The sequence below is a fragment of the Pseudacidovorax intermedius genome (assembly GCF_003350475.1).
GTDB lineage: Bacteria > Pseudomonadota > Gammaproteobacteria > Burkholderiales > Burkholderiaceae_C > Xenophilus > Xenophilus intermedius.
Map to the genome: position 1 here is coordinate 231044 of NZ_QQAV01000005.1, position 25384 is coordinate 256427.

Annotated in this window: 23 protein-coding genes; 9 read left to right on the forward strand and 14 right to left on the reverse strand. The window is 70.9% G+C overall.

The genetic code is table 11. The features are described 5' to 3' along the window. Nucleotides 1–91: 91 nt before the first annotated feature. The 8 genes from DFR41_RS15020 to DFR41_RS15055 are packed head-to-tail and all read right to left on the reverse strand — an operon-like array spanning nt 92 to nt 7958. Nucleotides 92–1081 (reverse strand): Bug family tripartite tricarboxylate transporter substrate binding protein, encoded by a 990-nt coding sequence (locus DFR41_RS15020; protein ID WP_170159380.1) that lies wholly within the window; start codon nt 1079–1081, stop codon nt 92–94. 26 nt (nt 1082–1107) lie between these two features. Beyond that, nucleotides 1108–2274: an alpha/beta hydrolase family protein gene (locus DFR41_RS15025; protein ID WP_114803290.1), complete on the reverse strand. Its 1167-nt coding sequence runs from the start codon at nt 2272–2274 to the stop codon at nt 1108–1110. 56 nt (nt 2275–2330) lie between these two features. Further along, nucleotides 2331–3122, reverse strand: coding sequence for an SDR family NAD(P)-dependent oxidoreductase (locus tag DFR41_RS15030; RefSeq protein ID WP_114803291.1), 792 nt, complete (start codon nt 3120–3122; stop codon nt 2331–2333). Further along, nucleotides 3115–4134: a Bug family tripartite tricarboxylate transporter substrate binding protein gene (locus DFR41_RS15035; protein ID WP_114803292.1), complete on the reverse strand. Its 1020-nt coding sequence runs from the start codon at nt 4132–4134 to the stop codon at nt 3115–3117. The genes DFR41_RS15030 and DFR41_RS15035 overlap by 8 nt, the downstream gene beginning before the upstream one ends. 28 nt (nt 4135–4162) lie before the next feature. Next, on the reverse strand, nt 4163–5128 hold the full coding sequence (locus DFR41_RS15040) for an NAD-dependent epimerase/dehydratase family protein (protein WP_114803293.1): 966 nt from the start codon (nt 5126–5128) through the stop codon (nt 4163–4165). A 6-nt stretch (nt 5129–5134) separates the two neighbouring features. Further along, the gene (locus DFR41_RS15045; RefSeq protein ID WP_114803294.1) at nt 5135–5920 is read right to left on the reverse strand and encodes a cyclase family protein; all 786 of its coding nucleotides are present in this window, start codon (nt 5918–5920) and stop codon (nt 5135–5137) included. Nucleotides 5921–5934: 14 nt separating this feature from the next. Further along, nucleotides 5935–6924: a fumarylacetoacetate hydrolase family protein gene (locus DFR41_RS15050; protein WP_114803295.1), complete on the reverse strand. Its 990-nt coding sequence runs from the start codon at nt 6922–6924 to the stop codon at nt 5935–5937. Further along, nucleotides 6921–7958, reverse strand: a complete 1038-nt coding sequence (locus tag DFR41_RS15055) for an SMP-30/gluconolactonase/LRE family protein (protein WP_114803296.1) — start codon at nt 7956–7958, stop codon at nt 6921–6923. Before DFR41_RS15055 ends, DFR41_RS15050 begins: the two co-directional genes overlap by 4 nt. A gap of 177 nt (nt 7959–8135) precedes the next feature. Here DFR41_RS15055 and DFR41_RS15060 point away from each other — a divergent pair, with 177 nt between their 5' ends. From DFR41_RS15060 to DFR41_RS15085, 6 genes are all read left to right on the forward strand, one after another. After that, nucleotides 8136–9053: a LysR family transcriptional regulator gene (locus DFR41_RS15060; RefSeq protein WP_017761602.1), complete on the forward strand. Its 918-nt coding sequence runs from the start codon at nt 8136–8138 to the stop codon at nt 9051–9053. Between the two features lie 131 nt (nt 9054–9184). Beyond that, nucleotides 9185–11476, forward strand: a complete 2292-nt coding sequence (locus tag DFR41_RS15065; RefSeq protein ID WP_114803297.1) for an FdhF/YdeP family oxidoreductase — start codon at nt 9185–9187, stop codon at nt 11474–11476. Beyond that, nucleotides 11473–12585, forward strand: coding sequence for a catalase family protein (locus tag DFR41_RS15070; RefSeq protein ID WP_114803298.1), 1113 nt, complete (start codon nt 11473–11475; stop codon nt 12583–12585). The genes DFR41_RS15065 and DFR41_RS15070 overlap by 4 nt, the downstream gene beginning before the upstream one ends. Nucleotides 12586–12711: 126 nt before the next feature. Next, nucleotides 12712–13071 (forward strand): NIPSNAP family protein, encoded by a 360-nt coding sequence (locus tag DFR41_RS15075; RefSeq protein WP_114803299.1) that lies wholly within the window; start codon nt 12712–12714, stop codon nt 13069–13071. Then, nucleotides 13068–13439, forward strand: a complete 372-nt coding sequence (locus DFR41_RS15080) for an antibiotic biosynthesis monooxygenase family protein (protein ID WP_114803300.1) — start codon at nt 13068–13070, stop codon at nt 13437–13439. Before DFR41_RS15075 ends, DFR41_RS15080 begins: the two co-directional genes overlap by 4 nt. 12 nt (nt 13440–13451) lie before the next feature. After that, the gene (locus tag DFR41_RS15085; protein WP_114803301.1) at nt 13452–14156 is read left to right on the forward strand and encodes an ArsR/SmtB family transcription factor; all 705 of its coding nucleotides are present in this window, start codon (nt 13452–13454) and stop codon (nt 14154–14156) included. 48 nt (nt 14157–14204) lie between these two features. Here the strand turns inward: DFR41_RS15085 and DFR41_RS15090 are convergent, their stop codons facing one another. The 5 genes from DFR41_RS15090 to DFR41_RS15110 all read right to left on the reverse strand — a co-directional run bounded on the left by DFR41_RS15090 (nt 14205) and on the right by DFR41_RS15110 (nt 18112). Further along, a complete protein-coding gene (locus DFR41_RS15090; protein ID WP_114803379.1) occupies nt 14205–14672 on the reverse strand; it encodes a carboxymuconolactone decarboxylase family protein in 468 nt (155 codons plus the stop codon). 33 nt (nt 14673–14705) lie between these two features. Then, complete coding sequence (locus tag DFR41_RS15095) at nt 14706–15626, reverse strand: RNA polymerase sigma-70 factor (protein ID WP_017761232.1); 921 nt, start codon at nt 15624–15626, stop codon at nt 14706–14708. A gap of 68 nt (nt 15627–15694) precedes the next feature. Next, complete coding sequence (locus DFR41_RS15100) at nt 15695–16996, reverse strand: aspartate aminotransferase family protein (protein ID WP_114803380.1); 1302 nt, start codon at nt 16994–16996, stop codon at nt 15695–15697. A gap of 100 nt (nt 16997–17096) precedes the next feature. Next, nucleotides 17097–17585, reverse strand: a complete 489-nt coding sequence (locus tag DFR41_RS15105; protein WP_017761230.1) for a DUF421 domain-containing protein — start codon at nt 17583–17585, stop codon at nt 17097–17099. Next, nucleotides 17585–18112, reverse strand: coding sequence for a hypothetical protein (locus tag DFR41_RS15110; protein WP_114803302.1), 528 nt, complete (start codon nt 18110–18112; stop codon nt 17585–17587). Before DFR41_RS15110 ends, DFR41_RS15105 begins: the two co-directional genes overlap by 1 nt. Before the next feature lie 236 nt (nt 18113–18348). On the opposite strand from DFR41_RS15110, the gene DFR41_RS15115 reads away from it, so the two are divergent. From DFR41_RS15115 to DFR41_RS15125, 3 genes are all read left to right on the forward strand, one after another. After that, nucleotides 18349–19365 carry a tyrosine-type recombinase/integrase gene (locus DFR41_RS15115; RefSeq protein WP_114803303.1) on the forward strand — a complete coding sequence of 339 codons (1017 nt, stop codon included), beginning with the start codon at nt 18349–18351 and terminating at the stop codon, nt 19363–19365. 237 nt (nt 19366–19602) lie between these two features. Beyond that, nucleotides 19603–22206, forward strand: a complete 2604-nt coding sequence (locus tag DFR41_RS15120; RefSeq protein ID WP_114803304.1) for a glucose/quinate/shikimate family membrane-bound PQQ-dependent dehydrogenase — start codon at nt 19603–19605, stop codon at nt 22204–22206. 137 nt (nt 22207–22343) lie between these two features. Continuing rightward, complete coding sequence (locus DFR41_RS15125) at nt 22344–22958, forward strand: DUF4142 domain-containing protein (protein ID WP_170159381.1); 615 nt, start codon at nt 22344–22346, stop codon at nt 22956–22958. Here the strand turns inward: DFR41_RS15125 and DFR41_RS15130 are convergent. Further along, nucleotides 22943–24808 (reverse strand): phage integrase family protein, encoded by a 1866-nt coding sequence (locus tag DFR41_RS15130; protein ID WP_114803306.1) that lies wholly within the window; start codon nt 24806–24808, stop codon nt 22943–22945. The two genes, DFR41_RS15125 and DFR41_RS15130, sit on opposite strands and share 16 nt — an antisense overlap. Nucleotides 24809–25384 lie beyond the last annotated feature (576 nt).

A 25384-nucleotide genomic window follows, 5' to 3' on the forward strand; every position in this document is an offset into this window, starting at 1 on the left:
TCTCGTGATGTTCAAGGAATGGATCACGCCGGCCGCTGGCGGGCCGGGCATGGTCGTGGTGCGGCGACCGGGCGAGGAGGCGATCAGGCGATCAGGCCTTCAGGTCGAGCCGGCGCACCAGCGGTGGAAAGTCGGTCATGTCCTGCCGGATCAGCGCCTCCAGGGGCGCGGGGCCGCCACCGGCCAGTTCCCAGCCGTTGACCTGGGCCCGGGCCTTCATCTGGGTGTCGGCCAGCGCGGTGTCGAGCGCCTTCGACAGCCGGGCGATCACGGCGGCCGGCGTGCCCTGCGGCACGGCCAGGCCGATCCAGAAGGAGGCATCGAAGCGCGGGAATCCCTCTTCGGTGAGCGTGGGCACCTCGGCCATGGAGCTCAGGCGCCGCAGGCCGGTCTGCGCCAGCGGCACGATGCTGCCGCCCTTGAGCGCCGGCTGGGCCGAGGCGAAGTCCAGCAGCGCGAGTTGCACCTCGCCCGCCATCAGGCCGGTGATGAGCGGACCCGAGCCCTTGTAGGGCACATGCACGAGCTCGATGCCCGCCAGCGTCTTGAACTGCTCCAGGGCGATGTGGTTGGTGGCGCCGATGCCGGCACTGCCGTAGAAGAGCTTGCCCGGCTGGGCCTTGGCGGTGGCCACCAGCTCGCGCAGGTTGCGCCAGGGCGAGCGCGCCGGTGTCGCCAGGATGCCCACCGCCCGCAGCGCCAGGCCCACCGGCATCAGGTCGCGTGTCGGCTGCACCGTGGCGCCCTGCTGCACCAGCGGCGCAATGATGTGGTTGGAGCGCGAGGTGACCAGCACCGTGTAGCCGTCGGCCGGCGCCGCCGCGGCGGCGGCCGTACCGATCAGGCCTGCGGCACCGGGCCGGTTGTCGATCACCAGCGGCTGGCCCAGGCTCGCACGCATGCTCTCGGCCAGGAAGCGGGCCACGATGTCCGAGGGCCCGCCGGGCGGCTGGGGCACCACGAGCTTGATGGGACGCTGCGGGTAGCTGCTCTCTTCCGCCGCGAAGGCGGAGGTCGGAAGGGCCAGCGGCAACGCGAGCGGCGCGATGCCGGCGAGAATATGGCGGCGGGTGGATGCCATGGTCATGTCTCCTTGTCGTTCTTCGTTCAGCGTGCGGCGGTGGTGCGTCCGCCCAGCGTCTCGGCCACCCAGTCGGCGATGTAGGCGCCGGCGTTGGCCGAGTTGTCGAAGCTGGAATGCTGGGCGCCGCCTTCGCGGTCGGTGAAGATCTTGAGCTCGCGCTTCGGGCTGTTCACCAGTTGCTCGTAGGTGCGCTCGGCCCACTTGAGCGGGATCTGCGAATCCTTCTGCCCATGCGTGACCAGGAAGGGCACGCGGATCTTCTCGACCACGCCGTCCAGGTGCACCTGTTCGGCGATGCGCATGAAGTCGTCCATGTCCCTGGCGCCCCAGACCCAGCGCACATGCTCCCAGTAATGCGGCACGGGAAAGCTGCCCTCCTTTTCCAGCCGGCGCTTCTGCACGTCGCGCCAGTCATGGTTGGCGCCCCAGACCACGCCGCAGGCAAAGCGCGGCTCGAAGGCCACGGCCCGCGGGCAGTAGTAGCCACCCAGCGAGACGCCTTCGCAGCCGATGCGCTGCGGGTCGATGTCCTCGCGTGCCTCCAGCCAGTCGACCACGCGGCTGGCCCAGTGCTCGGCATCGAAGCGGGCCGTCATGCCGTGCAGGCGCAGTGCCTCGCCGGTGCCGGGCTGGTCGAGCACCAGCGACGAGATGCCGCGCTGCGCCAGCCAGTGCGGCAGGCCGACGCGGTACTTCATCTCCTTGGTCGAGTCCAGGCCGTTGAGCTGCAGCAGCACCGGCGCGCGGCCAGACACGCCCTGGGCGCGCACGTACAGCCCGGCGAGCACGCCGCCCTCGTAGGGAATCTCCACGCGCTCGCAGTTCTCGCCCGCCAGCGCGATGCCGCGGGCGAAGGTGTCCAGGAAGCGCCGGTACAGCGCGGCACGGCCCGGCGCGCCATGGGCCTGAAGGCGCTCGGCGGTGATCAGGTAGGTGGCCGCGCGGCCCAGCTTGTCGCCGGCCGAGATGAGGCGGCCGCGGGCCTCGTCCTCGGCCGCCAGTTCGCACAGCCGGTCGGCCATGGCCTCCCAGCTGTGGCGGAAGGCCAGCGTGGCCGCCGCATCGGGCTGGCGTGCCGCGTCCTGCAGCGGGGCGCACATGGTCTCGATCTCGCCGATGCGCGCGCCCATCTCGATGGCAAGGTCGACCGAGAGGTTCCAGACGTAGTTGGTGGGGAAGTACTTGAACATGGTTGCCTGTCTCCTGCCTCTTGGATGAGGCCTGCTGTAGGGATGGTCGGCGCAGGTCAGCTGCCGTCCGAGATGAGCGTGCCGCCGTCCACCACCAGCATCTGCCCGGTGATGAAGCCGCCGGCCGCCGAGGCCAGCATCACGGCCACGCCCGCCACCTCGTGCGGCTCGCCGACGCGGCGCAGCGGCGTGGCGGCCAGGCGCCGGGCCATGAAGGCGGCGTTGGCCATCAGGCCGTCGGCGAGCGGTGTGCGGATCAGACCTGGGGCGATGGCGTTGACGCACACGCCGCGCGGACTCCACTCCACAGCCAGGTTGCGGGCCATCTGCGCCAGGGCGGCCTTGCTCAGGCCGTAGAGCCCGATGGCACCGTTGCCGCGCAGCGCGGCGATGCTGGCCATCAGGACCACGCGGCCGTGGCCGCGTGCGCCCATGGCTGGCACCAGCGCGGCGCACAGCGCGTGGGCACTGGCCAGGTTGACCTGGAACACGCGCGCCCAGTCCTCTGCCGGCACCGCCAGCAGCGGTCCGGCCGGGCCCTGCATGCCGGCATTGCAGACCAGCAGGTCGATGCGCCCGAAGGCGGCCTGGGCCTGTTCGGCCAGGCGCTGCACCTGCGCGGTCTCAGCCAGGTCGGCGGCCACGGTGTGCACGGCGGTGCCGAGCGACTCGCAGCGCGCGGCCACCTCGCGCAGGCCGTCGCCCTTGCGGTCCGACAGCACGAGCCGCGCGCCGTGCTGCGCATAGGCGAGCGCAATCGCCCGGCCCAGGCCGCCGGCTGCGCCCGTGACCAGGGCCACCTGCCCGTCCAGTGCGAACAGGCGCGGCGCCGGCGAAGCCTCACTCAAGCTTCACCCCGACCTGGTGGATCACCTGGCCCCAGCGCGCCGTCTCGGTGCGGATCAGCTCGGCGAACTCGGCGCGGGAGCTGGGCGCGACGATCAGGCCCAGGTCGGTGTAGCGCTGCACCACGTCGGGCGCGGTCACGGCCTTGACCAGCTCGTCGTGCAGCCGATTGGCGATGGGCTCGGGCGTGCCGGCACGCACGACCATGCCCGTCCAGCCGGGAATGTTGAGCGCGGGCATGCCCAGCTCCGCAATGGTGGGCACCTGCGGCAGCTGGGGCAGGCGCTTGTCGCTGCCCACCACGGCCAGGGCGCGCGCCTTGTTCTCGCGCACCAGCGGGATGGCGCTGGGCGACACGTCCAGCATGGCGTCGATGTGGCCGGCCATCAGGTCCTGCACCGCCGGGGCGCCGCCCTTGTAGGCCACATGCGTGAGGTTGCCCTTGATCTGGCCGCGCAGCATCTCCATCCAGATGTGGGGCTGGCTGCCCATGCCGTAGGAGCCGTAGTTCAGGCCTGCGCCGCCGGCCTGTGCGGCGCGCACGAAGTCCGCGAAGCTCTGGTAGGGGCTGGCGGTGGGCACCAGCAGCACGGTGGGCGAGACCAGCAGCCGCGTGAGCGGCATGAAGTCCTTGAGCGTGTCGTAGCTCAGCTTGGGGTACAGGCCGGCGTTCATCGAGAAGGGGCCGAGGTCGCCGTAGAACAGCGTGTGGCCGTCGGCCGGCTGTTGCTTGACGAAGTTGGCGCCGATCTGACCGCCCGCGCCGGGCCGGTTGTCGATGACCACCGGCTGGCCCAGGCTGGCCGACAGCTTCTGCGCCAGCATGCGCGACAGCGCGTCGCCGAAGCCGCCGGCCGGATAGGGCACCACCCAGGTGATGGGGCGCGAGGGAAAGCCGGCCTGGGCGTGGGCGGCCGTGCCGGCCAGGCCCAGCGGCGCAGCGGCCAGGGCCGCGGCGCCGCGCAGCAGCGTGCGGCGGGTGGGATGGGCGAAGGGCGAGGCGGAATCGGTCATCGAAGAAGGTCTCCTGAATGGGGTGAAATCAAAAGTCGCCGGTGTCGCCGGCCGGTGCGAGCGCCCGGCGCACCAGCGCCCGCGCGTCGCCGTCGTCGCGCAGGCCCAGGGCGCGGGGTATGCGGTCGTCCAGCGGCGGATAGCGGCCGAACACGGCCTCCACGTCCGGCTGCGGCGCATGGCGCACCAGGGCGTGGCCGTCCACGCCGAACTCGGCCGACAGCGCCTGAACGACATCGGCCATCGACAGGTGCAGCACCGGCAGTGGCCAGGCGCGGGCCGGGTCGTCGCCGACCGGCATGGTGGCGGCATGGACCAGGTTCCAGGCGCAGCGGCGGGCGGACATCCACCAGGCCGTGGCCTCGGGCCCCACGGGCAGCGTGACGGGCTCGCCGGCCGCGAGGGCATGCAGCAGCTCGCTCATGAAGGCCGACACCAGCCCCGAAGGCGCGTGCGGGCGGGCCACGATGCCGGGCAGTCGCAGCGAGCGCCCATCGAGCCGGCCGCGGCGCGAGAAGTCCGCCAGCAGCACCTCGCAGGCCAGCTTGTGCGCCCCGTAGATCAGCGGCGGCCGCAGCGGCGTTTGGGGGGTCACCAGCTCGGGCAGCGCACTGCCGTAGACGGCGATGGTGCTGGCATAGACCACCACCGGCGGCGCATGGCCGGTGCCGGCCGCGGCCAGCGTGTCGAAGAGGTCCAGCGTGGTGTCGAGGTTGACGCGGCGGCTCAGGGCCGGATCGGCCTCGGCCGCGCCGCCGGGCACGGCCGCCAGATGAAAGCAGAGGTCCGGCGCGAGCGCGGCGATGCGTGCCAGCAGCTCGTCGCTGCCCAGGTCGCCTTCGAGCGCCACCACGCCGGCCGGCAGCGTGCCCAGCCGCTGGTCTGCCGCGGCCAGCACGTCGATGCGCCGGCCGCCCACCTGGCCCTGCCGGTGCAGCAGCGCGAGCACATGCGCGCCGATGAAGCCACCGGCACCGGTCACGAGGACTCGCATGCCTGATCAGTCCTGAAAGATCGCCACGGCCCGCGTCCAGCCGGCCGAGGCGCCGCGGATCTTGTGCGGGAAGCAGCAGATGGTGAAGCCATGCCCCGGCAGCGATTCCAGGTTGTGCAGCTTCTCCAGGTGGCAGTAGCCGATGTCGCGGCCGGCCTTGTGGCCTTCCCAGATCAGCGAGGCGTCGCCGGTCTCGGCGATGCGCTGGGCGGTGTACGAGAAGGGCGCGTCCCAGCTCCAGGCATCGGTGCCGGTCAGCCGCACGCCGCGCTCCAGCAGGTACATGGTGGCCTCGTAGCCCATGCCGCAGCCGGTGTTGACGTAGTCGCTGTGGCCATAGCGGCTGCCGGCCCGGGTGTTGACCACCACGATGTCCAGCGGCTGCAGGACATGGCCGATGCGGCCGAGCTCCGCCTCCACTTCGGCCGCGCTCACCACATGGCCGTCGGGCAGGTGGCGGAAGTCCAGCTTCACGCCGGGGCGGAAGCACCAGTCCAGCGGAATCTCGTCGATGGTCATCGACGGCCGCGCGCCGCCGGCCTTGGCGTCCTGCGTGGCATGGAAGTGCCAGGGCGCGTCCAGGTGCGTGCCGCTGTGGGTGGTCAGCGTCACCCACTCGGCGGCGGCGGCCTGGCCTTCGGGGTAGTCGTTGGCACTGGTGCCAGGGATCATCTGCAGGAATTCGGGCAGCGTGTCCTGGTGGGTCTGGTAGGTGATCTTCGGCGCCAGGGGCGGCGGGTCGGAGAGCACATCGTTCTCGAGGTAGATCGACAGGTCGACGAAGCGGGGCATGGCGGCAGGCTCCTTCAGGCGGTGGGCGGCAGGGCCTGCACCACGCGCTGGTCGATGGCGCCGAAGACCGGTGCGCCTTGCCACTGCGCTTCCATGCGTACCCGTTCGCCGAAGTGCAGGAAGGGCGTGCGGCTGGCGCCGTGCTCGATCAGCTCGATGGCGCGCCGCTCGGCGATGCAGGCCGAGCCGCGCTGGCCGCCAGCGTTCGAGACGGTGCCCGAGCCCACGATGGTCCCGGCCGTCAGGCGGCGCGTGAAGGCCGCATGCGCGATCAGCTGGTCGAAGCCGAAGCTCATCTCGCCACCATTGGGATGGCCGAAGCGCTCGTCGCCGCGCATCACGGTCAGGTCCAGGTGCACCCGGCCGTCCCGCCAGGCCTCGCCGATCTCGTCGGGCGTGACGGCCACCGGCGCGAAGCTGGAAGAAGGCTTGGCCTGGAAGAAGCCGAAGCCGGTGCGCATCTCGCGCGGGCCGAAGCCGCGCAGGCTCACGTCGTTGATCTGCACCAGCAGGCGCACGTGGCGCAGTGCCAGCGCGGCGGGACAGCCCAGCGGCACGTCGCCGACGATCACGCCGAACTCGCCCTCGAAGTCGATGCCGTGGGCCTCGTCGGGCAGCGGCAGGTCGTCGTGCGGGCCCAGCAGGTCGTCGGAGCCGCCCTGGTACATCAGCGGGATGCGGTCCGAATCCGGCGCGGGCTCGATGTTGAAGGCCTTCTCCATCAGCCGGCCGTGGTTGAGGAAGGCCGAGCCGTCGCACCACTGCGGCGCCCGCGGCAGCGGCGCGGCGGCCTGTGTCGGGTCGAAGGCGAAGGCACCCCCGGCCTTGCCGGCGTTGAGCTGGACATACAGCGCCAGCAGCGGCGCCTCGGTCTCGTGCCAGCGCTCCAGCGCGTCGAGCAGGGTGGGCGCGATGGCCGCGGCGTCGACGGCCTGCCGGAGGTCGCGCGAGACGACGACCAGCCGGCCGTCCTTGCGGCCGTTCTTGAGGGTGGCGAGTTTCATGCGGGGAAGTCCTCGTTCCAGTGGATGGGGGCCTGGCCGGCCACCGGGGCGCGGAAGCTGGGCAGGGTGGTGCCGCGCAGGCTTCCGAGGTAGACGGTCTGCAGATCGGGGCCGCCGAAGCTGAGGCTGGCCATCCACGGCGCCAGCGTTCCGTGGGCGGCGGCCATGATCTCGGGCGTGAGCGTGCGGGCCTCGTAGTGGGCATCGAGCGACTGCGTGGCAGCGGGGTTGCCGTCGTCCAGCAGGGTGAGCAGTTCGCCGTCGGGTGTGATGGCGACCAGGCGGTCGGTCATGATCAGCGTGACCCAGAGGTTGCCGAAGACATCGAAGGCGAAGCCGTCGGGAAAGCCGGGCAGCCGTGCCGGGCCGTACACCTCGCGCTCGCCCAGCGTGCCGTCGGGCCGTACGCGCAGGCGCGAGATGCGGCGGGCATTGCTCTCGACCACGTACATCCATTCGCCCGCATCGTCCAGCCGGATCTCGTTGGTGCCCTCGAAGCCGTCGGCCACGATGCGGGCCTGGCCGTGTTCGTCGAAGAGGGCGATGTAGCCGTCGGTGGCGCGGGCGTTGATGGACTCGGTCCAGGGCTGCATGCGCGTGGTCACCGTGAGGTAGAGCCGGCCCTGCCGGTCGCGCAGCGGAAAGTTGGCCTTGCCCAGCGGCTGGCCGTCGATGCGGTCGAACAGGCGGCGCACGCGGCCCTGGCGGTCCATGACCTCCACCGCGTCGGTGCCCCAGTTGGCGATCAGCAGCTCGCCATTGGCCAGGAAGGTCATGCCGTTGGGCAGCGAGCCTTCGCTGCGCACATAGCGCTGGTCGAAGTCGATGGCGTCCGGCTGGGCCGGTGCGGCCGGCGCCAGCAATTGCTGGCTGCCGTCGGGCGCGATGCGCATGGCGCCGCCGCGGGCGTCGGCCGCCCACACGGTGCCGTCGCGCTGGCACAGGATGCATTCGGGCCGCTGCAGGTCGCGGCCGACATGGCGGATGGCGGCGCGGTCAACCTGCCAGCCGCGCAGGGGGTTGTCTCGGGTCATGGGGAATCTCGAAGCGGGCCGCAGTGTGTTTCGGCGCCGCCACGAAGACCAACAGATTCGGCCGATGCCAGCCATCGGCCGGCGCGATGGATCGGCTCCCGCCATATGCGTGCGCAGCCCGGGCCCGCCTTCGCGAGGCGCCTCCTTATGATCGGCGCCCCACCGGAGACGACCTGTATGCGCTACCAACGCATCGACCTCAACCTGCTGGCCGCGCTCGACGCGCTGCTGGCCGAGCGCAACGTGACCCGCGCCGCCGAGCGGCTGCACATGACGCAGTCGGCCATGAGCGGCGTGCTGGCGCGCCTGCGCGACTATTTCGGCGACGCCCTGCTCGTGCCCGTCGGGCGCACGCTGCAGCTCACGCCGCGGGCCGAGGCGCTGATCGCGCCGGTGCGCCAGATCATCCTGCAGGTGGATGCCACGCTGGGCGTGCAGCCCGAGTTCGACCCGGCCACGGCGCGGCGGCACTTCACCGTCATTGCTTCCGACTACGTGGTGCAGGTGCTGATGGCCGAGGCCCTGCGCCGCATCGCGCAGATGGCGCCGGGCCTCAGCTTCGACGTGCGGCCCACGCATGCCGCCATGGCGCAGGACCTGGACCAGGGCCGCGTGGACCTGCTGGTCACACCCGCGCACCTGACGCTGGCCGACCATCCGCAGGAGCTGCTGTTCGAGGACACCTACCACGTCGTCGCCTGTGCGCAGAACGACGCCTTGGCCGATGGCATCAGCGCCGCGCAATATGTGGAACTCGGTCATGTTGTCTATCAGGCCGACCTGGGCGCCAACCCGTGGTTCGAGCAGTGGTACGCCAACGAGCATGGTGGCAACCGTCGCGTCGAGGTGGTGGCTCACGGCTTCCTGCTGATGCCGCGCTTCATCGTGGGCACGAAGCGCATCGCTACCATCCAGACCCGGTTGGCCCAGCAGTTCGTGCAGGCCATGCCGCTGCGGCTGCTGTCGCCGCCCATGCCCACGCCGCGGCTGACCGAGGTGCTGCAGTGGCACCGCCTGCGCGACGATGACCCTGGCGTGCGCTGGGTGCGCGAGCAGATCGTCGCCGTCGCGCAGCAGATGCCGCCAGTGAGCTGAACGCAGGCTGACCATCCGGGGGCGCGGCGGCCCCGCCGGCGCGGTAGATGACACGGGCTGGCCGTCTGGCCTACGCAGCGGGCGCGCCCGGGACGACGCGGCGATGCGTGAGGCGGTCCGACGCTCATGCGATGACCCGAAGCTCCACCGATCCCCAAGAACCCATGGCCGCCGGCGGCTGGCAGTCGCTGAAGGCCGTGGCCCGCTACACCCTGGAAGAAGGCAACGCCGCGCTGATCACGCGTGCCCTGCTCCAGCAGAACAAGACCGACGGCTTCGCCTGCGTGAGCTGTGCCTGGGCCAAGCCGGCCGAGCCCCGGGTGGCCGAGTTCTGCGAGAACGGCGCCAAGGCCACGGCCTGGGAGCTGACCTCGCGTCGCCTGTCGCCCGAGTTCTTCGACACCCATCCGGTGAGCGAGCTGCGCGGCTGGTCGGACCATGACCTGGAGGCGGGCGGCCGGCTCACCGCGCCGATGCGCTATGACCGCGCGACCGACCGCTATGTCGAGGTGACGTGGGACGAGGCCATTGCGGACATCGCGGCCCGGTTGCGGGCCCTTCGCGCCGAGGACCCGAAGTCCGCGGTCTTCTACGCCTCGGGCCGCGCCTCGCTGGAGACCAGCTATGCGTGGCAGCTCTTCGCCCGCGTCTACGGCAACAACAACTTGCCCGACAGTTCGAACATGTGCCACGAGAGCACCTCGGTGGCGTTGCCGGAGAGCATCGGCGTGCCCATCGGCACGGTGCACCTGGAGGACTTCGGCCAGGCCGACTGCCTGCTCTTCGTCGGTCAGAACCCGGGCGTGAACAGCCCGCGCATGCTGCACCTGATCAAGGAGGCGCGCGACCGGGGCGTGCCGATCATCAGCTTCAACCCGCTGCGTGAGTCCGGCCTGGTGCGCTTCGTCGACCCGCAGTCGCCGATGCAGATGCTCACGCCGGCGTCGACGACGGTGTCCACGCAGTACCTGCAGGTGAAGGTGGGTGGCGACCTGGCCGCCATGACCGGCGTGGCGAAGGCCTTGCTCACCTCGGCCGTAGCTGGCGGCCAAGGCCTGGACCGCGAATTCATTGCGCAGCACACACACGGCTTCGACGCGTTCGCCGCGTGGGCGATGCAGCAGCCCTGGGAAGACATCGAGCGCGAGTCGGGGCTGGCGCGTGCCGCGCTGGAGCGCGTGGCCGCCGTATTGGGCGGCGCCAAGGCGGTGATCGCCGTCTACGGCATGGGCCTTACGCAACACCGCCTGGGCGTCAAGAACGTCCAGATGCTGTGCAACCTGCTGCTGATGGGCGGGCACATGGGCAGGCCGGGCGCTGGCATCTGCCCCGTCCGCGGCCATTCCAACGTGCAGGGCCAACGCACCGTGGGCATCACCGAAAAGCCGGAGCTCGCGCCGCTGGACCAGTTGGCGGCGCAGTACGTCTTCAAGCCGCCGCGGGACAAGGGGTTGGACACGGTGGGGGCGTGCCAGGGTGTGCTGGACGGTAGCGTGCGCGCCATGCTCAACCTGGGCGGCAACCTGCTGCGCTCGGTACCCGACAACACACGGCTGGAACCCGCATGGTCTCGGCTGGCGCTGACCGTGCATGTGGCGACCAAGCTCAACCACACCCACCTGGTACCCGGCGAGACGAGCTACCTGCTGCCCTGCATCGGCCGCATCGAAATCGACCGGCAGGCAGGTCGCGAACAGCGTGTGTCGATGGAAGACTCGACCGGCTTCATCCACGCCTCGCAGGGGGTGGCCGAGCCGGCCGACGAGCGCTTCCGATCGGAGCTGGCCATCGTCAGTGCGCTGGCCGAGGCCACGGTGGGCGATGCGGCGCAGGTGCCCTGGGCCGGGTGGCGCGAGGACTATGCCCGCGTGCGCGCCGCCATCGCCACGACCTATCCGAAGATCTTCCACGACTTCGAGACCCGTTTCGTGTTGCCCGGCGGCTTTCCCAAGCCCAACGCGGCGCGCGAGCGCGACTGGAAGACACCCACGGGCAAGGCCAACTTCATCGTGCCCGGCGCGCTGGTGGCCGACCCCGATGCACCGGGCCACCCGCCGCAGACGCTGCGCCTGATGACGATGCGCAGCGACGACCAGTTCAACACCACCATCTACAGCCTGGACGACCGCTTCCGCGATGTGAGCGGCACGCGCAATGTGCTCTTCATGAACGAGGCCGACATCGCCCGCCACGGCCTGCAGGCCGGCCAGCGCATCGACGTGCGCACGGCCGCAGACGACGGCGTGGTGCGCGAGGTGCGCGGCCTGACCGTGCGCGCCTACGACATTCCCGAAGGCTGCGTGGCCGGCTACTACCCCGAATGCAACCCGCTGGTGCCGCTGTGGCACCACGCGGAAGGCAGCCATGTGCCGGCCTACAAGTCGGTGCCCATCCTCGTCCAACCCGAGAACGCCATCCCATGACCCCACCCTCCCCCGCTGCCGTCGCGCCCCTGGCCTACCGGCCCGAGTTCGAGCACACCGAGGACGACGAGCTGCAGACCGCACGCGAGCTGGGCGAAACCATGATCGCGATCGCGCAAAAGGTGCATCGCGACGAAGGTCACGCCTACCGGAGCGTGCACGCCAAGTCGCACGGGCTTCTTCGTGCCGAGGTCGAGGTGCTGTCGGGCCTGCCGCCCGGGTACGCCCAGGGCCTGTTCGCCACGCCGGCGCACTATCCGGCCGTGATGCGCCTGTCCACGCCGCCGGGCGACCTGCTGAGCGACAAGGTGTCGACACCCCGCGGCGTGGCGCTGAAGCTGGTGGGCGTGCCGGGCGAGCGCATGGAAGGCTCCGAGGGGGAGGTGACGCAGGACTTCGTCATGGTCAACGGGCCCGTGTTCCGCACGCCCAATGCGAAGAAATTCCTGGGCAACCTCAAGCTGCTGGCCGCCACCACCGACCGTGCGCCCAAGGCAAAGGAGCTGCTCTCGGCGGCCCTGCGCGGCGTGGAGAAGACACTGGAGGCCGTGGGTGCAGAAAGCGGCGCGCTCAAGTCCATGGGTGCGCATCCGCTCACGCACCTGCTCGGTGAGACTTTCTTCACCCAGGTGCCGATGCTGTACGGCACGTACATGGCCAAGCTGCGCCTGACGCCGGTGTCGCCGGAGCTGCGGGCGCTCAAGGACCAGGTGTTGGATATGGGCGACAGCCCCAACGCCATCCGCGATGCCGTTGTAGAGCACTTCCGGACGCAGGGCGGCACATGGGCGCTGCAGGTGCAGCTGTGCACCGACCTCGACCCGATGCCCATCGAGGACGCGACGGTCGAGTGGCCGGAGGACCGCAGTCCCTACGTGACGGTGGCCCGCGTGACGGCCGGGCCGCAGAACGCCTGGAGCGAAGCGCGGGTCAAGGCCATCGACGACGGCATGGCCTTCTCGCCCTGGCACGGCCTGGCGGCGCACCGGCCGCTGGGCTCCATCATGCGGGTGCGGCGCATTGCCTACGTGGCCGCCGCGGCATACCGCGAGACGGGCAACCGCACCTCCGTCGCGCAACCCACCACGCTGGACGGTCTGCCGGACTGAGGGCGAAGACTCGGCGCCGCGGGTAGCGGCGCGGTCACCGCATGCGCCGTGACGCTTCGGCCCAACCCGAAGCATCTGCCCGCACGCGGCGCCTACGCTCGGGGCACTTCATCAGTTCGAGTGCCCATGACCCTCACCTGCTTCATCCGCTACGAGATCGACCCCCTCCAGAAGGAGGCCTTCCGCCTCTATGCCCAGGCCTGGGGCCGCATCATTCCCCGCTGCGGCGGCCACCTGCTGGGCTACTTCCTGCCGCACGAGGGCTCCAATGTCGAGGCCTGGGGCCTCGTCGCCTTCGACAGCTTGGCCGCCTACGAGGCCTACCGCGCCCGCCTGCGCGACGATGCCGAGGGCCGCGCCAACTTTGCCTATGCCCAGCGCGAGCGCTTCATCCTGCGGGAGGAGCGGCGCTTCCTGGAGGTCGTGCCCGAGGCCTGGCTGCGGCCGGCCGAGCTGCCGCCGCCCGCCGCGGGAGCGGCGGCGTGATCGCCGTCCTCTTCGAGGTCGAGCCGCAGGACGGCCGCACGGACCAGTACCTGCAGATCGCCGCAGGGCTGGCGGGCGAGCTGCGCGGCATCGATGGCTTCATCGCCGTGGAGCGCTTCCAGAGCCTGTCCGTCCCCGGCAAGCTGTTGTCGCTGAGCTTCTGGCGAGACGAGGAAGCGGTGCGGCAGTGGCGCAACCGGCCTGCCCACCGCGGCGCGCAGCAAGTCGGGCGCGGCGGCCTGTTCCGCGGCTACCGGCTGCGCGTGGCCCAGGTGCTGCGGGATTACGGACTCGACGAACGTGCCGAGGCGCCGGCGGACTCACGCGAGGCGCACCCCATGCACCATGCGCACGACGCCGCGCGCTGAGAAGATCGCAGGATGACCTCCCCCACCGACGAACCCCGCATCGCCCGGGTCGCGGCCCAGATCGCCGAGCCCGCCCGCGCCCGCATGCTGACCTACCTGATGGGCGGCGACCTGGCCAGCGCCGGCGAGCTGGCGCGCACGGCCGGCGTGGCGGCGTCCACTGCGAGCGGCCACCTGGCCCGGCTGGAGGCCGAAGGCCTGGTGACGGCCGAGGTGCGCGGCCGTCACCGTTACTTCCGGCTCGCGGGCGAGGACATCCTGCGCGTGCTGGAGGCGCTGGCGCTGGTGGCCGAGCGCGAAGGCCATGCGCGGGCCTGGTCCAGCCCGGCGCGGCTTCGTCTGCGCTGCGCGCGCAGCTGCTACGGTCATCTGGCCGGGCGCCTGGGCGTGCAGATGCTGGACGCGATGCTGCGGCAGGGCTGGCTGCGCAGCGTGCCCGGCGGCTACGGCCTGACCGCGGCGGGCGGTGAGGCGCTGGTGGCCCTGGGCGTGAGGCTGGACGGGCTGGAGGCGAAGCCGGCCGGCGCCGCCATCGCCAAGCCATGCCTGGACTGGTCGGAGCGCCGCGACCATCTGGCGGGCCCGCTGGCCACTGCGCTGCTGCGCCATTGCCTGGATGCCGGCTGGCTGCGCCGACGCGACGGCGAGCGTTCGCTCGCGGTCACACCGCCCGGTCTGCAGGCCCTGGGTCGCTGGATGACGGTGCCCGAGACTTGAGCGTGCGGCCGTCGGGGCGACGTGGCGCCGCAGCGTCGTGGCGGGCCGTCAGGCGATGTCCTGCGCCGGCACGGGCGCGCTCATGCCGACCGCCATGCGGTTCCAGGCGTTGATCTGGGCGATGGCCCAGCTGAGCTCGACGATCTCCTGCTCGCTGAAATGCGCGCGCAGGTGGTCGAAGACCTCGTCGTGGCCTGCGTGACCATCGGGCAGGCGCGTCAGGGCTTCGGCCCAGGCCAGCGCGGCGCGCTCCCGTTCGGTGTAGAGGCGCGCGTCGCGCCAGGTGGCCAGGCTGTTGATTCGCTGCCAGAGCTCGCCCAGCTTGCGCAGGTCGCGCACATGCATGTCGAGGCAGAAGGCGCAGCCGTTGATCTGCGAGACGCGGGTCTTGACCAGCTCGATGAGCACCGGTCCGAGGGAGGACTCGGCCAGCGTGGCGCCGGCGGCGATCATGGCCTGGTAGGGCCTGGGCGCGATGCGCATCCAGGAGAGTCGGGGTTGGGCGTGCAGGGTCATGGCGGTCATCTCGAAGAGGGTTGGAACACACCCTCAAGACGAGCGGGACCCGGCCCCTGTGACAGCGGCCAGTGGCCGGCCCAGTGCGGCGGCGATGCGGGCCAGTTTGTCGGGATTGCGCTGGGTATGGACGACCTGGATGTGCTGACCATCGGTCTGGAAGGTCTGGGCCGATTCGAGCGCCTCGTCAATGAAGCGCAGCACGCTCCATTGGCCGTTGAGCACCACCACCTCGTAACGCACGCGCGCGCCATGGCGCCGGTGCACGGCCCAGTAGAGCTGGGCGATGCGGCGCGACCCCACGAGCGGAACGCCGAAGCTCGGCACCTTGCCGCCGCCGTCGCTGACCAGTTGCGCATCTTCGGCCAGCAAGGCCTGCAGGTCGGCGAACTGACCGCTGGCAGCCGCGTCGGCGAAGCCGCGCAGCAGGCGCAACTGGTGCTCGGGCGGCACATGATGGCGGGGCCGTGCGTCCTGCAACTGGGTGCGGGCCCGGTGCACGATCTGCCGGCAGGCGGCCTCGCTCTTGCCCAGGGTGCGGGCGACCTCGTCGTAGCCCGCATCGAAGACCTCGCGCAGAAGGAAGGCCGCGCGGGCCTCCGGGGTCAGGCGTTCGAGCACCGCGAGGAAGGCGACCGACAGGTCGTCGGCCCGCTCCAGCAGGGCCTCGGGCGAGGGCGCCGCCCCGTCGGCCATCAGAGGCTCGGGCAGCCAGGTGCCGACATAGTGCTCGCGCTGGTGCTGGGCACTGCGCAGCCGGTCGATGGCCAGGCGCGTGGTGATGGTGACCAGCCAGGCCTCGGCGCTTGCGAGCGCGTCGTGCGGGCTGGACTGCCAGCGCAGCCAGGCGTCCTGGACCACGTCCTCCGCCTCGGCGGGCGAGCCGAGCATGCGGTAGGCGATGCCATGCAGCCGGGGCCGCAGGCGCAGGAACAGGTCGGTCGTGTCGCTCATGTCCGGCAGACGGATGGGCCGGGCCGTTTGTGACAGGTCGTGGCGAGGGCGCTGCCGAAAGGATGCGCTCAGCGGCGGGGAAGCACGTCGCGATGGGTGCGGATCGCGTCCTCGAAGGCGGCGGCCAGCGTGTCGCACTCGGCGTCGCCGAAGGGCAGCGAGAGCGCGATCATCCCGCGGCGGGCCATGAAGATGCCGCGTTCGAGCAGGGCGAAGAAGACCAGGTCCTTGGCGCGGCCGTCCGTGCCGGCCAGGTCGGCCGGCGAGCGTACCGGCCGGGCCGTGGCATGCAGCGTCATGAGGGAGCCGAGACCGGTGAACTGCATGTCGACGGCCTGGTCCGCCAGCGTGGCGTTCAGGCGCTCGCGCAGCGCATCACCGCGGCGGTTGAGCGCATCGAGCGCCTCGGCCGTGAGTACCTGCGTCAGCCCGGCCAGGCCGGCTGCCATGGTCAGCACGTTGTTGTTGAAGGTGCCGGCATGGGCCAGGGCATCGGGCCGGCGCGGGTCGAAGCGGGCCATGACTTCGGCGCGTCCACCGAAGACGCCGAAGGACAGGCCGCCACCCAGGTACTTGCCGGCCGTGGTCAGGTCGGGGGCGATGTCCAGCAGCGCCTGGCGTCCGCCGAAGGACAGGCGCGAGGTCATGACCTCGTCGAAGATGAGTTGCACGCCGTGCTCGGTCGCCAGCGCGCGCAGGCCGGCCAGAAAGGCGGGGTCACCCGGGATCGTGCCGCCGGCGCCCAGCATCGGCTCGACCAGGATGGCGGCCACGTCGGGGCCATGGTCGGCCAGCAGGGCTTGCACGCTACCCAGGTCGTTGTACCGCGCGAAGACGAAGTCGTGCGGCACGTTCATGGGCGAGGGGCCGCCGCCGAAGGTGAGGACGCCGCCGTGGTACGCACCCTCGAACACCACGACCTTGCCGCGGCCGGTGTGGGCCTTGGCAACTGCCAGTGCCAGCAGGTTGGCCTCGGTGCCCGAGTTGGCGAATCGCAGCAGCGCCATGCCGGGAAAGCGGCGCTGGATCTCGCGGGCCAGCGCCGCCTCGCGCGCCGTGTGGGACGACAGGTTCAGGCCCGCCGAGAGCGCATCGGCGATGGCCGCGCGGATGTGCGCGTTGGAGTGGCCATAGAGGGCAGCGGTGAACTCCCCAAGGGCGTCGAGGTAGGCATGGCCGTCCTCGTCCCACAGGCGGCAGCCCTCGCCCCTGCTCATCGCGAGGGGGAAAGGTGGGTGAAAGAGCACGCTTCGGGTGTTGCCACCGGGCATCGCCGTGGCTGCTTCGTCGAGCAGGCGCGCGCTGGTTGGATTGCGCGCCGCATAACGCGCAAGGGTGGCTTCGAGGGCGTGGGAAAGGGCGTCGTTCATGGCAGGCACGGAGGGGTGATGCGGCAAGCCGGCCATCTTAGGCCGCAAGAGCCGCCTGCTCGCAAAGTCGACGGCCCACGTGGCGGGGTCGGGTGGCGCCTCAGCCCGCGGCCTGGTCGTTCTGCTGCCGGGATGGCTCCTGCGCGCCCTCCTCCTGCTTGATGAAGCTGATCTTTCCGTTGGGTTCGAGCACGGCCCAGGCCACGTCGCCCATTGATGCGATGCCCGCCAGGCGCATCTCTGATTCGATCTCCGAGCGCGTCAGCCGGTCGCGGCGCAGGCTGTGTTCCAGCAGTTGGCCGTGCTGGATCAGCACGCGGGGTTCTCCCTCCAGCAGGCGCTCGGCCTTGGGCGACAGGTAGGCGGCCCAGCTCAGCACCACGCCCCAGAAGGCGAAGGTGCTGATCGCGAGCGTGGCGCCGGTCAGGCTGAAGTCGTTCTGCGTGATGCCCTGCTGGATCAGGTCGCCCACCACGACCATGACGATGAATTCGAAGGGGGTCATCTGCCCCAGTTCGCGCTTGCCGAGGACTCGCACCAGCAGGTACACGACCGCAAACATGGCGGTGGCGCGCAGGACGACTTCCATCAGGGCAGCACCCGCAGTCGGCGCGGCGCACGCACCAGAACACGTTCGCCATCGCGCAGTTCGAGGTCGCCTTCGAGGACGCCATGCAGGCGCGGGTTGACCTGGGCCGCGATCTTGATGCGCATCTCCTTGCCGGCGCGAAGCGGGCCGAAGTCGAAGGTGTAGGCCTCGCCGTCGGCGCTTTCGGACTCGGGCTGAGGGACCATCGCGTTGACGGTGATCTCCCGCCACAGGCCGACCGGTACGGCCAGGGTGAGTTTCGCAATGTCGGCACCTGCTTTGACGTGCAACCGCGTCTCGAAGAAGTCACCCGTGCGGATCACCACGGGCATCTCGACATCGAGGGTGTGGGACAGCGTGTCGCTGCGGTACGTATCGCGGTCCATTCCCGCATGACCGAGCAGACCTGATACGCCCAGCAGCAGCACCCCGCCCAGTACCAGCAGTGACAAGGGGCTGGCGTGCCGAACCAGCCCTTTGTGCGGCAGTGTGTGGGCCCGGACGATGCCGTCGGGCGCCCGGGTCATGGGCAGCGGGTTGTTTTCTTGGGACATGGTGCGCGGGCGGTTAACGCGGGTGATCGTCCCGGATTGGGGAGGTGTTTACGTCAGCGGGCGTTGACGAGCCGTGCCAGCCATCGGTGGAGGAGCCGAGCAGGTCGGTCAATAAATAAGTTAACGGCAAACACAACACCCAAACAGGCTGGCCTTCAATCCAGAAGACACTCCGACCGTTAACTTATTTTTATGGTGTCTCCCCTCCCATGATCGACACGTCCCTTCCCCCGATCTCCGTGGACTTCCAGCATGCCTTCGAGGCATGGGCTGCCGACCAGCAGGGTGCCGGCGTTCTTCGCAAGGCAGGGGCCCACGAGGTCTACCGCGCGATGTGGGAGAGCTTTGCCACTTGGTGCATCGGCCAGTCCCCCGCCGTCCGGCTGGACGCCGTCGACCCGCGCGACCTGCATGCCTTCCAGGCGGCGCGTTATGGCCGCAAGGCGTCGGACCAGTCCCTCTCGCCCCGCTACGCCCTGCGGCTGATGCGGCTGATCGAGCGGGTACTCGCCCACCATGCCAGCCGCACCGGCCGCCGTCCCAATCGCGCCCCTGCAGACTGGGTCCGCGCGAATCCCCAGGTGCGCTATGCCGAATCGCAACAGGCCGACCCGCCACCCGAGGTGCTGACGCCCCAGGAGGCCAGGCAGCTGCTGACCCACCTGTCCGCCGCTCGGCCCCGCCCGGGCCAGGACCCCGCCGCCCTCGCCAGCCTGCCCTGGCAGGAGGTGCGCAACCGCGCCTCCGTCGCGCTCCAGTTGGGTGCCGGGCTGGCGCCCAGCGATGTGCGCGCCCTCACCCTGGCGTCACCCGTGATGAACGGCGTGGGACCGAAGGCCCGCACCTGGAAGCTGCGCGTGCCCGCCAATGGCACGATCCGGGCACGCGAGACGCCGGTCGCGCCCTGGGCGGCCGAGTTGCTTCACCATTGGCTGGAAGTGCGCGCGGCCTCGCGCATCGCTGGCGAGTTCCTGTTCCCCTCCACCCGGACCGGCAAGCCGTGGCTGGCCGATTCGCAATACCAGTGCGCACGCAAAGTGCTCGAAGCCGCTGGCGTGGCAGGACGCGGCGGCGCCGGCGGCTCGTTCCGGCTGCGGCACACCTTCGCGCTGCGGCAGTTGCGCCGCGGCACCCGGCCCGAGATGGTGGCGCGATGGATGGGCGTGGAGCCGGGGGAAATGAGGCGGTACGACCGCGTGCTGCTGGGCCCCGAAGCTGTGGTGTGACGCGCAGGCGCGCGCCCCGCCGCCAAGGCATCCATGGTGTCGATGCCAAAGGTCCGGCGCCGATCCCAGACCGCATCGCCATCGCCGCAGCTCCCCGCGTATGACGACAGACCGGCCGGGCGATGACCGACAGCGCAGCGGCCCTGTCGGCGGCAACCTCATCGGCGTGTACCTCCTGCGCCGTCGACGCGTGCCCGCCGGGCCGCGGAATGCGGCGCCTCATCGCGAAAGGCTCCCATGGCACGCATCACCGGCGTCGTCTTCCTCCTGCTCGGCCTGGCGCTGGCCGCGGCCGGCGTCTGGCTGCTCACCCTGGGGGGCAGCGCCTACTACCTGATCGCCGGCGCGCTGCTTGCCGTGACCGGTATCCTGCTGATGCGGCGGGCCCCATCGGCGCTGTGGCTGTACGCCGCCCTGCTGCTCGGCTCGGCCGCCTGGGCCTTGTGGGAGGTGGGGCTGGACTGGTGGCCGCTGGCCGCGCGGCTGGACGTGCTCTTCGTCCTCGGCCTCTGGCTGGTGCTGCCCTGGATGCGCCGGGCGCTGTCGCGCGACATCGCGCGCCCCCGGCCGCTGGAACGCGGGCTGCGGCCGAAGATCGTGGCGTCGCCCGCGAGCGCGGCGGTGGGTCGCGGCAGGGCGGCACTCGGGCTGGTGCTGATGGCGTCGGCCGCGCTGGCAGTGGCCTCCTGGTTCCGCACTCCGCATGAGGTCGACGGCGAGCTGCAGGCAGCAGCTGCCGCGGCGGCGCGGCCGCCCTCCCCTGCCGTCCCACCCGGCGAATGGCATGCCTACGGCCGGACGGGCGAAGGCCAGCGCTACTCACCGCTGTCGCAGATCACGCCGGCCAACGTCGACCAGCTGAAGCTGGCGTGGGAGTTCAACACCGGCGACCTGCGCGGCCGGCCGGGCGATCCTGAAGAGACCACCTTCGAAGTCACGCCGCTGAAGATCGGCAACCGGCTCTTCCTGTGCACGCCGCACCAGTCCGTCATCGCCCTCGACGCGACCAGCGGCAAGCAGCTGTGGCGTTTCGATCCGCAGATCGCGGGCGACCTCGCACTCCAGCACCTGACCTGCCGGGGCCTTTCGTACCACGCCGCGTCGGTGGCAGAGAGCGCCATCGAGACGGCGGCACAACCCGCAACAGAGGCCGCCACCGCACCTGCGCCGGCACGTCCCGGCGCCGGCACTGCGGCCAACCCGGCCCCGATGAACGCGCCCACCGGCGAAAACTCGAAGCAGGAGGACAGCCATCCCGCGACCCAGCCCCTTCCGGTGGCCGCGCGCCAGGGACCCACGGCGCCCAGCTGCCCCGCCAAGCTCTTCATGCCCACCGCCGATGGCCGCGTGATCGCGCTCAACCCGGAGAACGGCGCCGTGTGCGCCGACTTCGGCCGCGGCAGCGGGCAGATCGACCTCTGGCGCCACATGCCCAACGTGCGGCCGGGTGCGTACTACTCCACGTCGCCCGTGGTGGTGACCGAGCGGCTCATCATCGTGGGCGGCACGGTGCTGGACAACGCGTCCACCAAGGAGCAATCGGGCGTCATCCGCGCCTTCGACATCCAGACCGGCGACCTGGTCTGGAACTGGGACTCGGGCAATCCGGACAACACCGCACCCCTGCCCCCGGGCCGCACCTACACGCCCAACTCGCCCAACAGCTGGTCGATCTCGTCCGTGGACGAGGCCCTGGGCATGGTCTACGTTCCCATGGGCAACCAGCCGCCCGACCAGTGGGGCGGCAAGCGCAGCGAGGCGGTGGAGCGCTACTCGTCCTCGGTGGTCGCCCTCGACCTGACGACCGGCCGCGTGCGCTGGCACTTCCAGACCGTGCACCACGACCTGTGGGACTACGACGTGCCCTCGCAGCCCACGCTGATCGACCTGGACATCGGAGGCCAGCGCGTGCCGGCACTGGTTCAGCCGACCAAGCAGGGCGAGCTCTTCGTGCTCGACCGGCGCACCGGCCAGCCGCTGCTGCCGGTGACCGAGCGGCCCGCGCCGCAGGGCGCCGCCGAGGGTGACCACACCGCGCCCACGCAGCCCAAATCCGCCCTCTCCTTCGAGCCGCCGCCGCTGGCCGAGCGCGACATGTGGGGCGCGACGATGTTCGACCAGCTCGCCTGCCGCATCGCCTTCCATCGGCTGCGCTACGAAGGCCGCTTCACGCCGCCGTCGGAGCAGGGATCCATCATCTACCCGGGCAACTTCGGCGTCTTCAACTGGGGCGGGATCGCGGTCGATCCGCAGCACGGCTGGGCCTTCACCACACCGACGTACCTGGCCTTCGTGTCGCGGCTGGTGCGGCGGCCCGACGACACCACGCTGATGGTCCAGGACGGCGGGCCGCCCAAGGGCTCCCTGCCCGCGCTCAATGAGAACTTCGGTGCGCCCTTCGCGGCCTCCATGAAGCCCTTCATGTCGCCCGTCGGCCTGCCCTGCCAGGCGCCGCCCTGGGGTTATGTGGCCGGCGTGGACCTGCGCTCGGGCCAGGTGGCCTGGAAGCACCGCAACGGCACCGTCCGCGACCTGTCGCCTCTGCCGCTGCCCTTCCGCATGGGCGTGCCCGGCATCGGCGGCCCGATGATGACGGCGGGCGGGGTGGCCTTCTACTCCGGCGCGCTGGACAACTACGTGCGGGCCTACGACGTGCGCAGCGGCCGCCAGCTGTGGGAAGACCGCCTGCCTGCGGGCGGCCAAGCCACGCCGATGAGCTACACCGGCGAGGACGGCCGCCAGTACGTGCTCGTGGCCGCGGGTGGTCACGGCTCGACGGGCACCAAGCCAGGCGATGCCGTGCGCGCGTATGCCCTGCCCGCCGACACGCGGGCGCCGTAAGTCAAAGGGATCGGCGGTCCGGCCCCGGGGTCCCACGCCGGGGCATGAATCGTCCGACGGAGAGGGCGGACTGGCTGCCTAGTCTGGACGAAGGCCGGCGCTTTTCGGCGCCGCCCTTCTTTCAGAAAAGGACCTTCATGAACCGCCAAAAAGCCACCCGTCTGCATGCCCTGGGCTTTGCCGCCGCGCTCGCCCTCGGCCCCGCACTGCTGCACAACGCCGCCGCCCAGCAGGCGCAGACCTCGCCCACCGCACCCGCCGCGCCCCAGCCGCCCGCGCAGCGGGCCACTGCCCAGAAGACGCCCGGGGTCGCGGTCGCCGACCAACGCATGATGCGGGACCTCGCCCAGGCCAACATGGCCGAGATCGAGACCGGTCGCCTGGCGCAGGAGAAGGCCGGCAGCGAGGACGTGAAGCGCTTCGGCAGCCAGATGGTGGAAGACCATCAGAAGGCGCTTTCCGAGCTGCAGGAACTCGCCCACGGCAAGAACGTGGAGCTGCCGACGGAGCCCGACGCAAAGCACAAGCTTGTCGCCACGGGCCTCAAGGCGCTGAGCGGCGAGGCCTTCGACAAGCAGTACATCCGCATGGTGGGCGTGACCGACCATCGCCAGACGGTCGAGAAGCTGCAGCGCGTACAGCGCGAGACAGGCGACAACGACCTGCGTGCCTACGCCGCCAAGACCCTGCCGGTGGTGCAGAAGCACCTTCAGCATGCCGAGGGCCTGCGCGGCGCTCAGGCGCGCAAGTGATTGGCGGCCGCGACCGCTGCGTTCATTGAAGGGGCCTGCGCAGGGGCCCGATGTCGGCGCAGGCGCTGGGGGGATGCGGCCTGCAGCGCCTGCCGCTGCGGCTCGGGCATGCCGACGCTGCAGTGGTGCAGGAGCCGCTTGATGGCCTTGTAGACACCTTCTCGGCTCAGCCCGACGACGCGGCCGTCGCGCGCATCGAAGATCAAGGGAAGTTCCGCGTTCACCTCGTCGCACGGATCGGCCGGGCGGCCCATCGTGCGCAGCAGCGACTGCAGCTGCGCGACCAGGGCGGCCGGCACCTCCACCATCGCATCCTGTTGCGCCGCCCTGCGCCTGCCGCGCCGCTCTCCTTGCACACGCAGTCGCCATGGTGTGTCAGCAGCGTCGGTGGCCGCGGGTGGAACGAGATCCGCACAGCGAGCGCGGGCCAGGGCGCCGGGTTGGACGTCCGTTTCCTGCAACCATGCTGCTACGCGCCGGGCGCGTACCAGGCCCGGCGTCGCCGGAGCCATGAGGGAGGATTGCTGGACATCCAGCGCCATGGGCTGGGCCGCGCTCGGCGTGGAAGCGTCGGGCACCCCACCCCCGCCCTCTGGCCGCAGCCCGCCTGATGGATCGTGCGTCAGATAGCCGCAGTCGTGCAGAAATCGGAACAGCGCCCGCAGCACGGCGATGCAACGCTGCAGCGCCGCGGCGCGCAGAGGACCTTCGAACGGTCGCCAGAGGGGCGACCAGCGCTCATGGTGACGCGGACCGCACCATTCCGGGGGTGGTGAGCGGACGAACGCGACGTATGCGGCGCAGTCCTCCTCGTCAAGCGAGGACAGCGCTTTTCCTTGGGCCAGGACTGCCCACAGCAGCAGGCGCTCGGCTTCCTTGCGATAGGCACGCCGCGTCTCTTCGGCGGGCGCCGCACCCTCGCCGCCGCCCATGCGGCGGCCGCGGCCCTGAAGCCAGACGGCCACCGCCTCCAGATCATCGGACGCAGAGATGCGGCAGGTGGCCGGCGGTGCCCGAAAGCGCCCGGTCCTGCCGCGCAGCACCTCGGGCACCACGAACTTCTCGAGCGGACGCAACGCAGTCGCAGGGGGCACCACGGGCTGCAAGGCGGCGCGGCCCAGGTGAGCGATCGGCGCGAAGGCGTGGGGGCCCAGCGCCAGACCCGTCTCCTGCTGATGGACGCGCAGCCACTCGACGATGCGCGCCCCCTTGGTGGGCCCGACGGCCGGCACGGTCGTCCACCATCGCACGCCGACGGCCTGGATGCGGTCCGCCACGCTGCGCAACGTGGGCATGCCCGCCGCCGCGACGCGCTGCGCCAGTGCGGGCGCGAGCCAATCCTCTACAGGGTCGTCGGCCCTGGGGGCGCGGGAGGCCAGCCCCTCCAGCCACGAGAGCGCCTCCAGTTGGCGGTCCACCAGCCGCCGGCGCTTGGACTGCTGACGACGGTCCTCCGTCTCGGCACCCCAGGCTTCCTCGAAGGCGGCGAGCTGGTCCTCCAGCGAGAAGTCTTCGAGACCCCGCACCAGCGCGAACTCCTCCAGGCTCGGACGGACCCGGGTGGCGTCGGGGAGCCTACTTGCGTCCATCAGCACCAGGCGGGCGGTGCCCGGACGCGCATGGCGGCGCGCCGCCGCTGCCAGCTCGTCCCGGTAGGTGTTGATGACGCGGCGGATCAGCCGCTCGTCCACGCGGTCGTCCTCGCCCTGCATGTAGCGCGACCATGCCTGCCGCGTGTCGATGCCCTGGATGACGGCCCGCATGAAGGCGAAGTGGCCGCGATGCAGGGCACGCGGTTTGGCAGCGGGTGCGGAGACGGGGTCAGCCTTAGGGGCGCGAGCAGGCGTCATGGGCGGGAAGGTGGCGGCTTGAGGGCGGCATGGGATCGACGTCGTGGAGCGCACGGACCGTCTTTCACGTCGCTCAGCTTCTTCCGGTTGTAGAACGGGAAGCCGGTGCCTGGTCGACACTCTGAGTTTATTACCAATACATGGTTTTTTGGAGGTTTAGCGCCGGTTTCTTCTCCGAAGACCTTCTGATTCTTTGGCAACTGGTTGATCGATAAGGACTTTTTTGCATTGGGCATGGGCGTTTGAACGCGCCTCCGCCAGACGGAGGTCTGGGACTGTCGAACCATCGGTCGGCAGAGAAGGGGCACGCTGAGCGCGCAAGCGGCCTCCTGGAAGCAGCACATCCACGGGGCCGCGGGTGGAGCGTGGCGCGGATGGTCATTCGTTCCTCGGAGCCTTGGACAGGCCCGAATCGACGGAGCGATCCTGCCCCGGCGCATCCACGTCTCGCCATAGCGAAGTCGGCGCGGCCCGCCTCGGAGGTCAGTGGAAAGGCCGGCTCCTGCCCTGCCCTGCCCTGCCCTGCCCTGCCCTGCCCTGCCCTGCCCTGCCCTGCCCTGCCCTGCCCTGCCCTGC

Excerpts from the sequence above, each read along its gene's own strand:
- DFR41_RS15090 (WP_114803379.1), bottom strand. The coding sequence starts at position 14,672 with ATGACCCTGCACGCCCAACCCCGACTCTCCTGGATGCGCATCGCGCCC.
- DFR41_RS15110 (WP_114803302.1), bottom strand. The coding sequence starts at position 18,112 with ATGACCCGGGCGCCCGACGGCATCGTCCGGGCCCACACACTGCCGCAC.
- DFR41_RS15070 (WP_114803298.1), top strand. The coding sequence starts at position 11,473 with ATGACCCCACCCTCCCCCGCTGCCGTCGCGCCCCTGGCCTACCGGCCC.
- DFR41_RS15085 (WP_114803301.1), top strand. The coding sequence starts at position 13,452 with ATGACCTCCCCCACCGACGAACCCCGCATCGCCCGGGTCGCGGCCCAG.
- DFR41_RS15060 (WP_017761602.1), top strand. The coding sequence starts at position 8,136 with ATGCGCTACCAACGCATCGACCTCAACCTGCTGGCCGCGCTCGACGCG.
- DFR41_RS15120 (WP_114803304.1), top strand. The coding sequence starts at position 19,603 with ATGGCACGCATCACCGGCGTCGTCTTCCTCCTGCTCGGCCTGGCGCTG.
- DFR41_RS15075 (WP_114803299.1), top strand. The coding sequence starts at position 12,712 with ATGACCCTCACCTGCTTCATCCGCTACGAGATCGACCCCCTCCAGAAG.
- DFR41_RS15045 (WP_114803294.1), bottom strand. The coding sequence starts at position 5,920 with ATGCCCCGCTTCGTCGACCTGTCGATCTACCTCGAGAACGATGTGCTC.
- DFR41_RS15025 (WP_114803290.1), bottom strand. The coding sequence starts at position 2,274 with ATGTTCAAGTACTTCCCCACCAACTACGTCTGGAACCTCTCGGTCGAC.
- DFR41_RS15105 (WP_017761230.1), bottom strand. The coding sequence starts at position 17,585 with ATGGAAGTCGTCCTGCGCGCCACCGCCATGTTTGCGGTCGTGTACCTG.
- DFR41_RS15130 (WP_114803306.1), bottom strand. The coding sequence starts at position 24,808 with ATGACGCCTGCTCGCGCCCCTAAGGCTGACCCCGTCTCCGCACCCGCT.
- DFR41_RS15095 (WP_017761232.1), bottom strand. The coding sequence starts at position 15,626 with ATGAGCGACACGACCGACCTGTTCCTGCGCCTGCGGCCCCGGCTGCAT.
- DFR41_RS15125 (WP_170159381.1), top strand. The coding sequence starts at position 22,344 with ATGAACCGCCAAAAAGCCACCCGTCTGCATGCCCTGGGCTTTGCCGCC.
- DFR41_RS15115 (WP_114803303.1), top strand. The coding sequence starts at position 18,349 with ATGATCGACACGTCCCTTCCCCCGATCTCCGTGGACTTCCAGCATGCC.
- DFR41_RS15040 (WP_114803293.1), bottom strand. The coding sequence starts at position 5,128 with ATGCGAGTCCTCGTGACCGGTGCCGGTGGCTTCATCGGCGCGCATGTG.
- DFR41_RS15055 (WP_114803296.1), bottom strand. The coding sequence starts at position 7,958 with ATGACCCGAGACAACCCCCTGCGCGGCTGGCAGGTTGACCGCGCCGCC.
- DFR41_RS15100 (WP_114803380.1), bottom strand. The coding sequence starts at position 16,996 with ATGAACGACGCCCTTTCCCACGCCCTCGAAGCCACCCTTGCGCGTTAT.
- DFR41_RS15035 (WP_114803292.1), bottom strand. The coding sequence starts at position 4,134 with ATGACCGATTCCGCCTCGCCCTTCGCCCATCCCACCCGCCGCACGCTG.
- DFR41_RS15065 (WP_114803297.1), top strand. The coding sequence starts at position 9,185 with ATGACCCGAAGCTCCACCGATCCCCAAGAACCCATGGCCGCCGGCGGC.
- DFR41_RS15050 (WP_114803295.1), bottom strand. The coding sequence starts at position 6,924 with ATGAAACTCGCCACCCTCAAGAACGGCCGCAAGGACGGCCGGCTGGTC.
- DFR41_RS15020 (WP_170159380.1), bottom strand. The coding sequence starts at position 1,081 with ATGGCATCCACCCGCCGCCATATTCTCGCCGGCATCGCGCCGCTCGCG.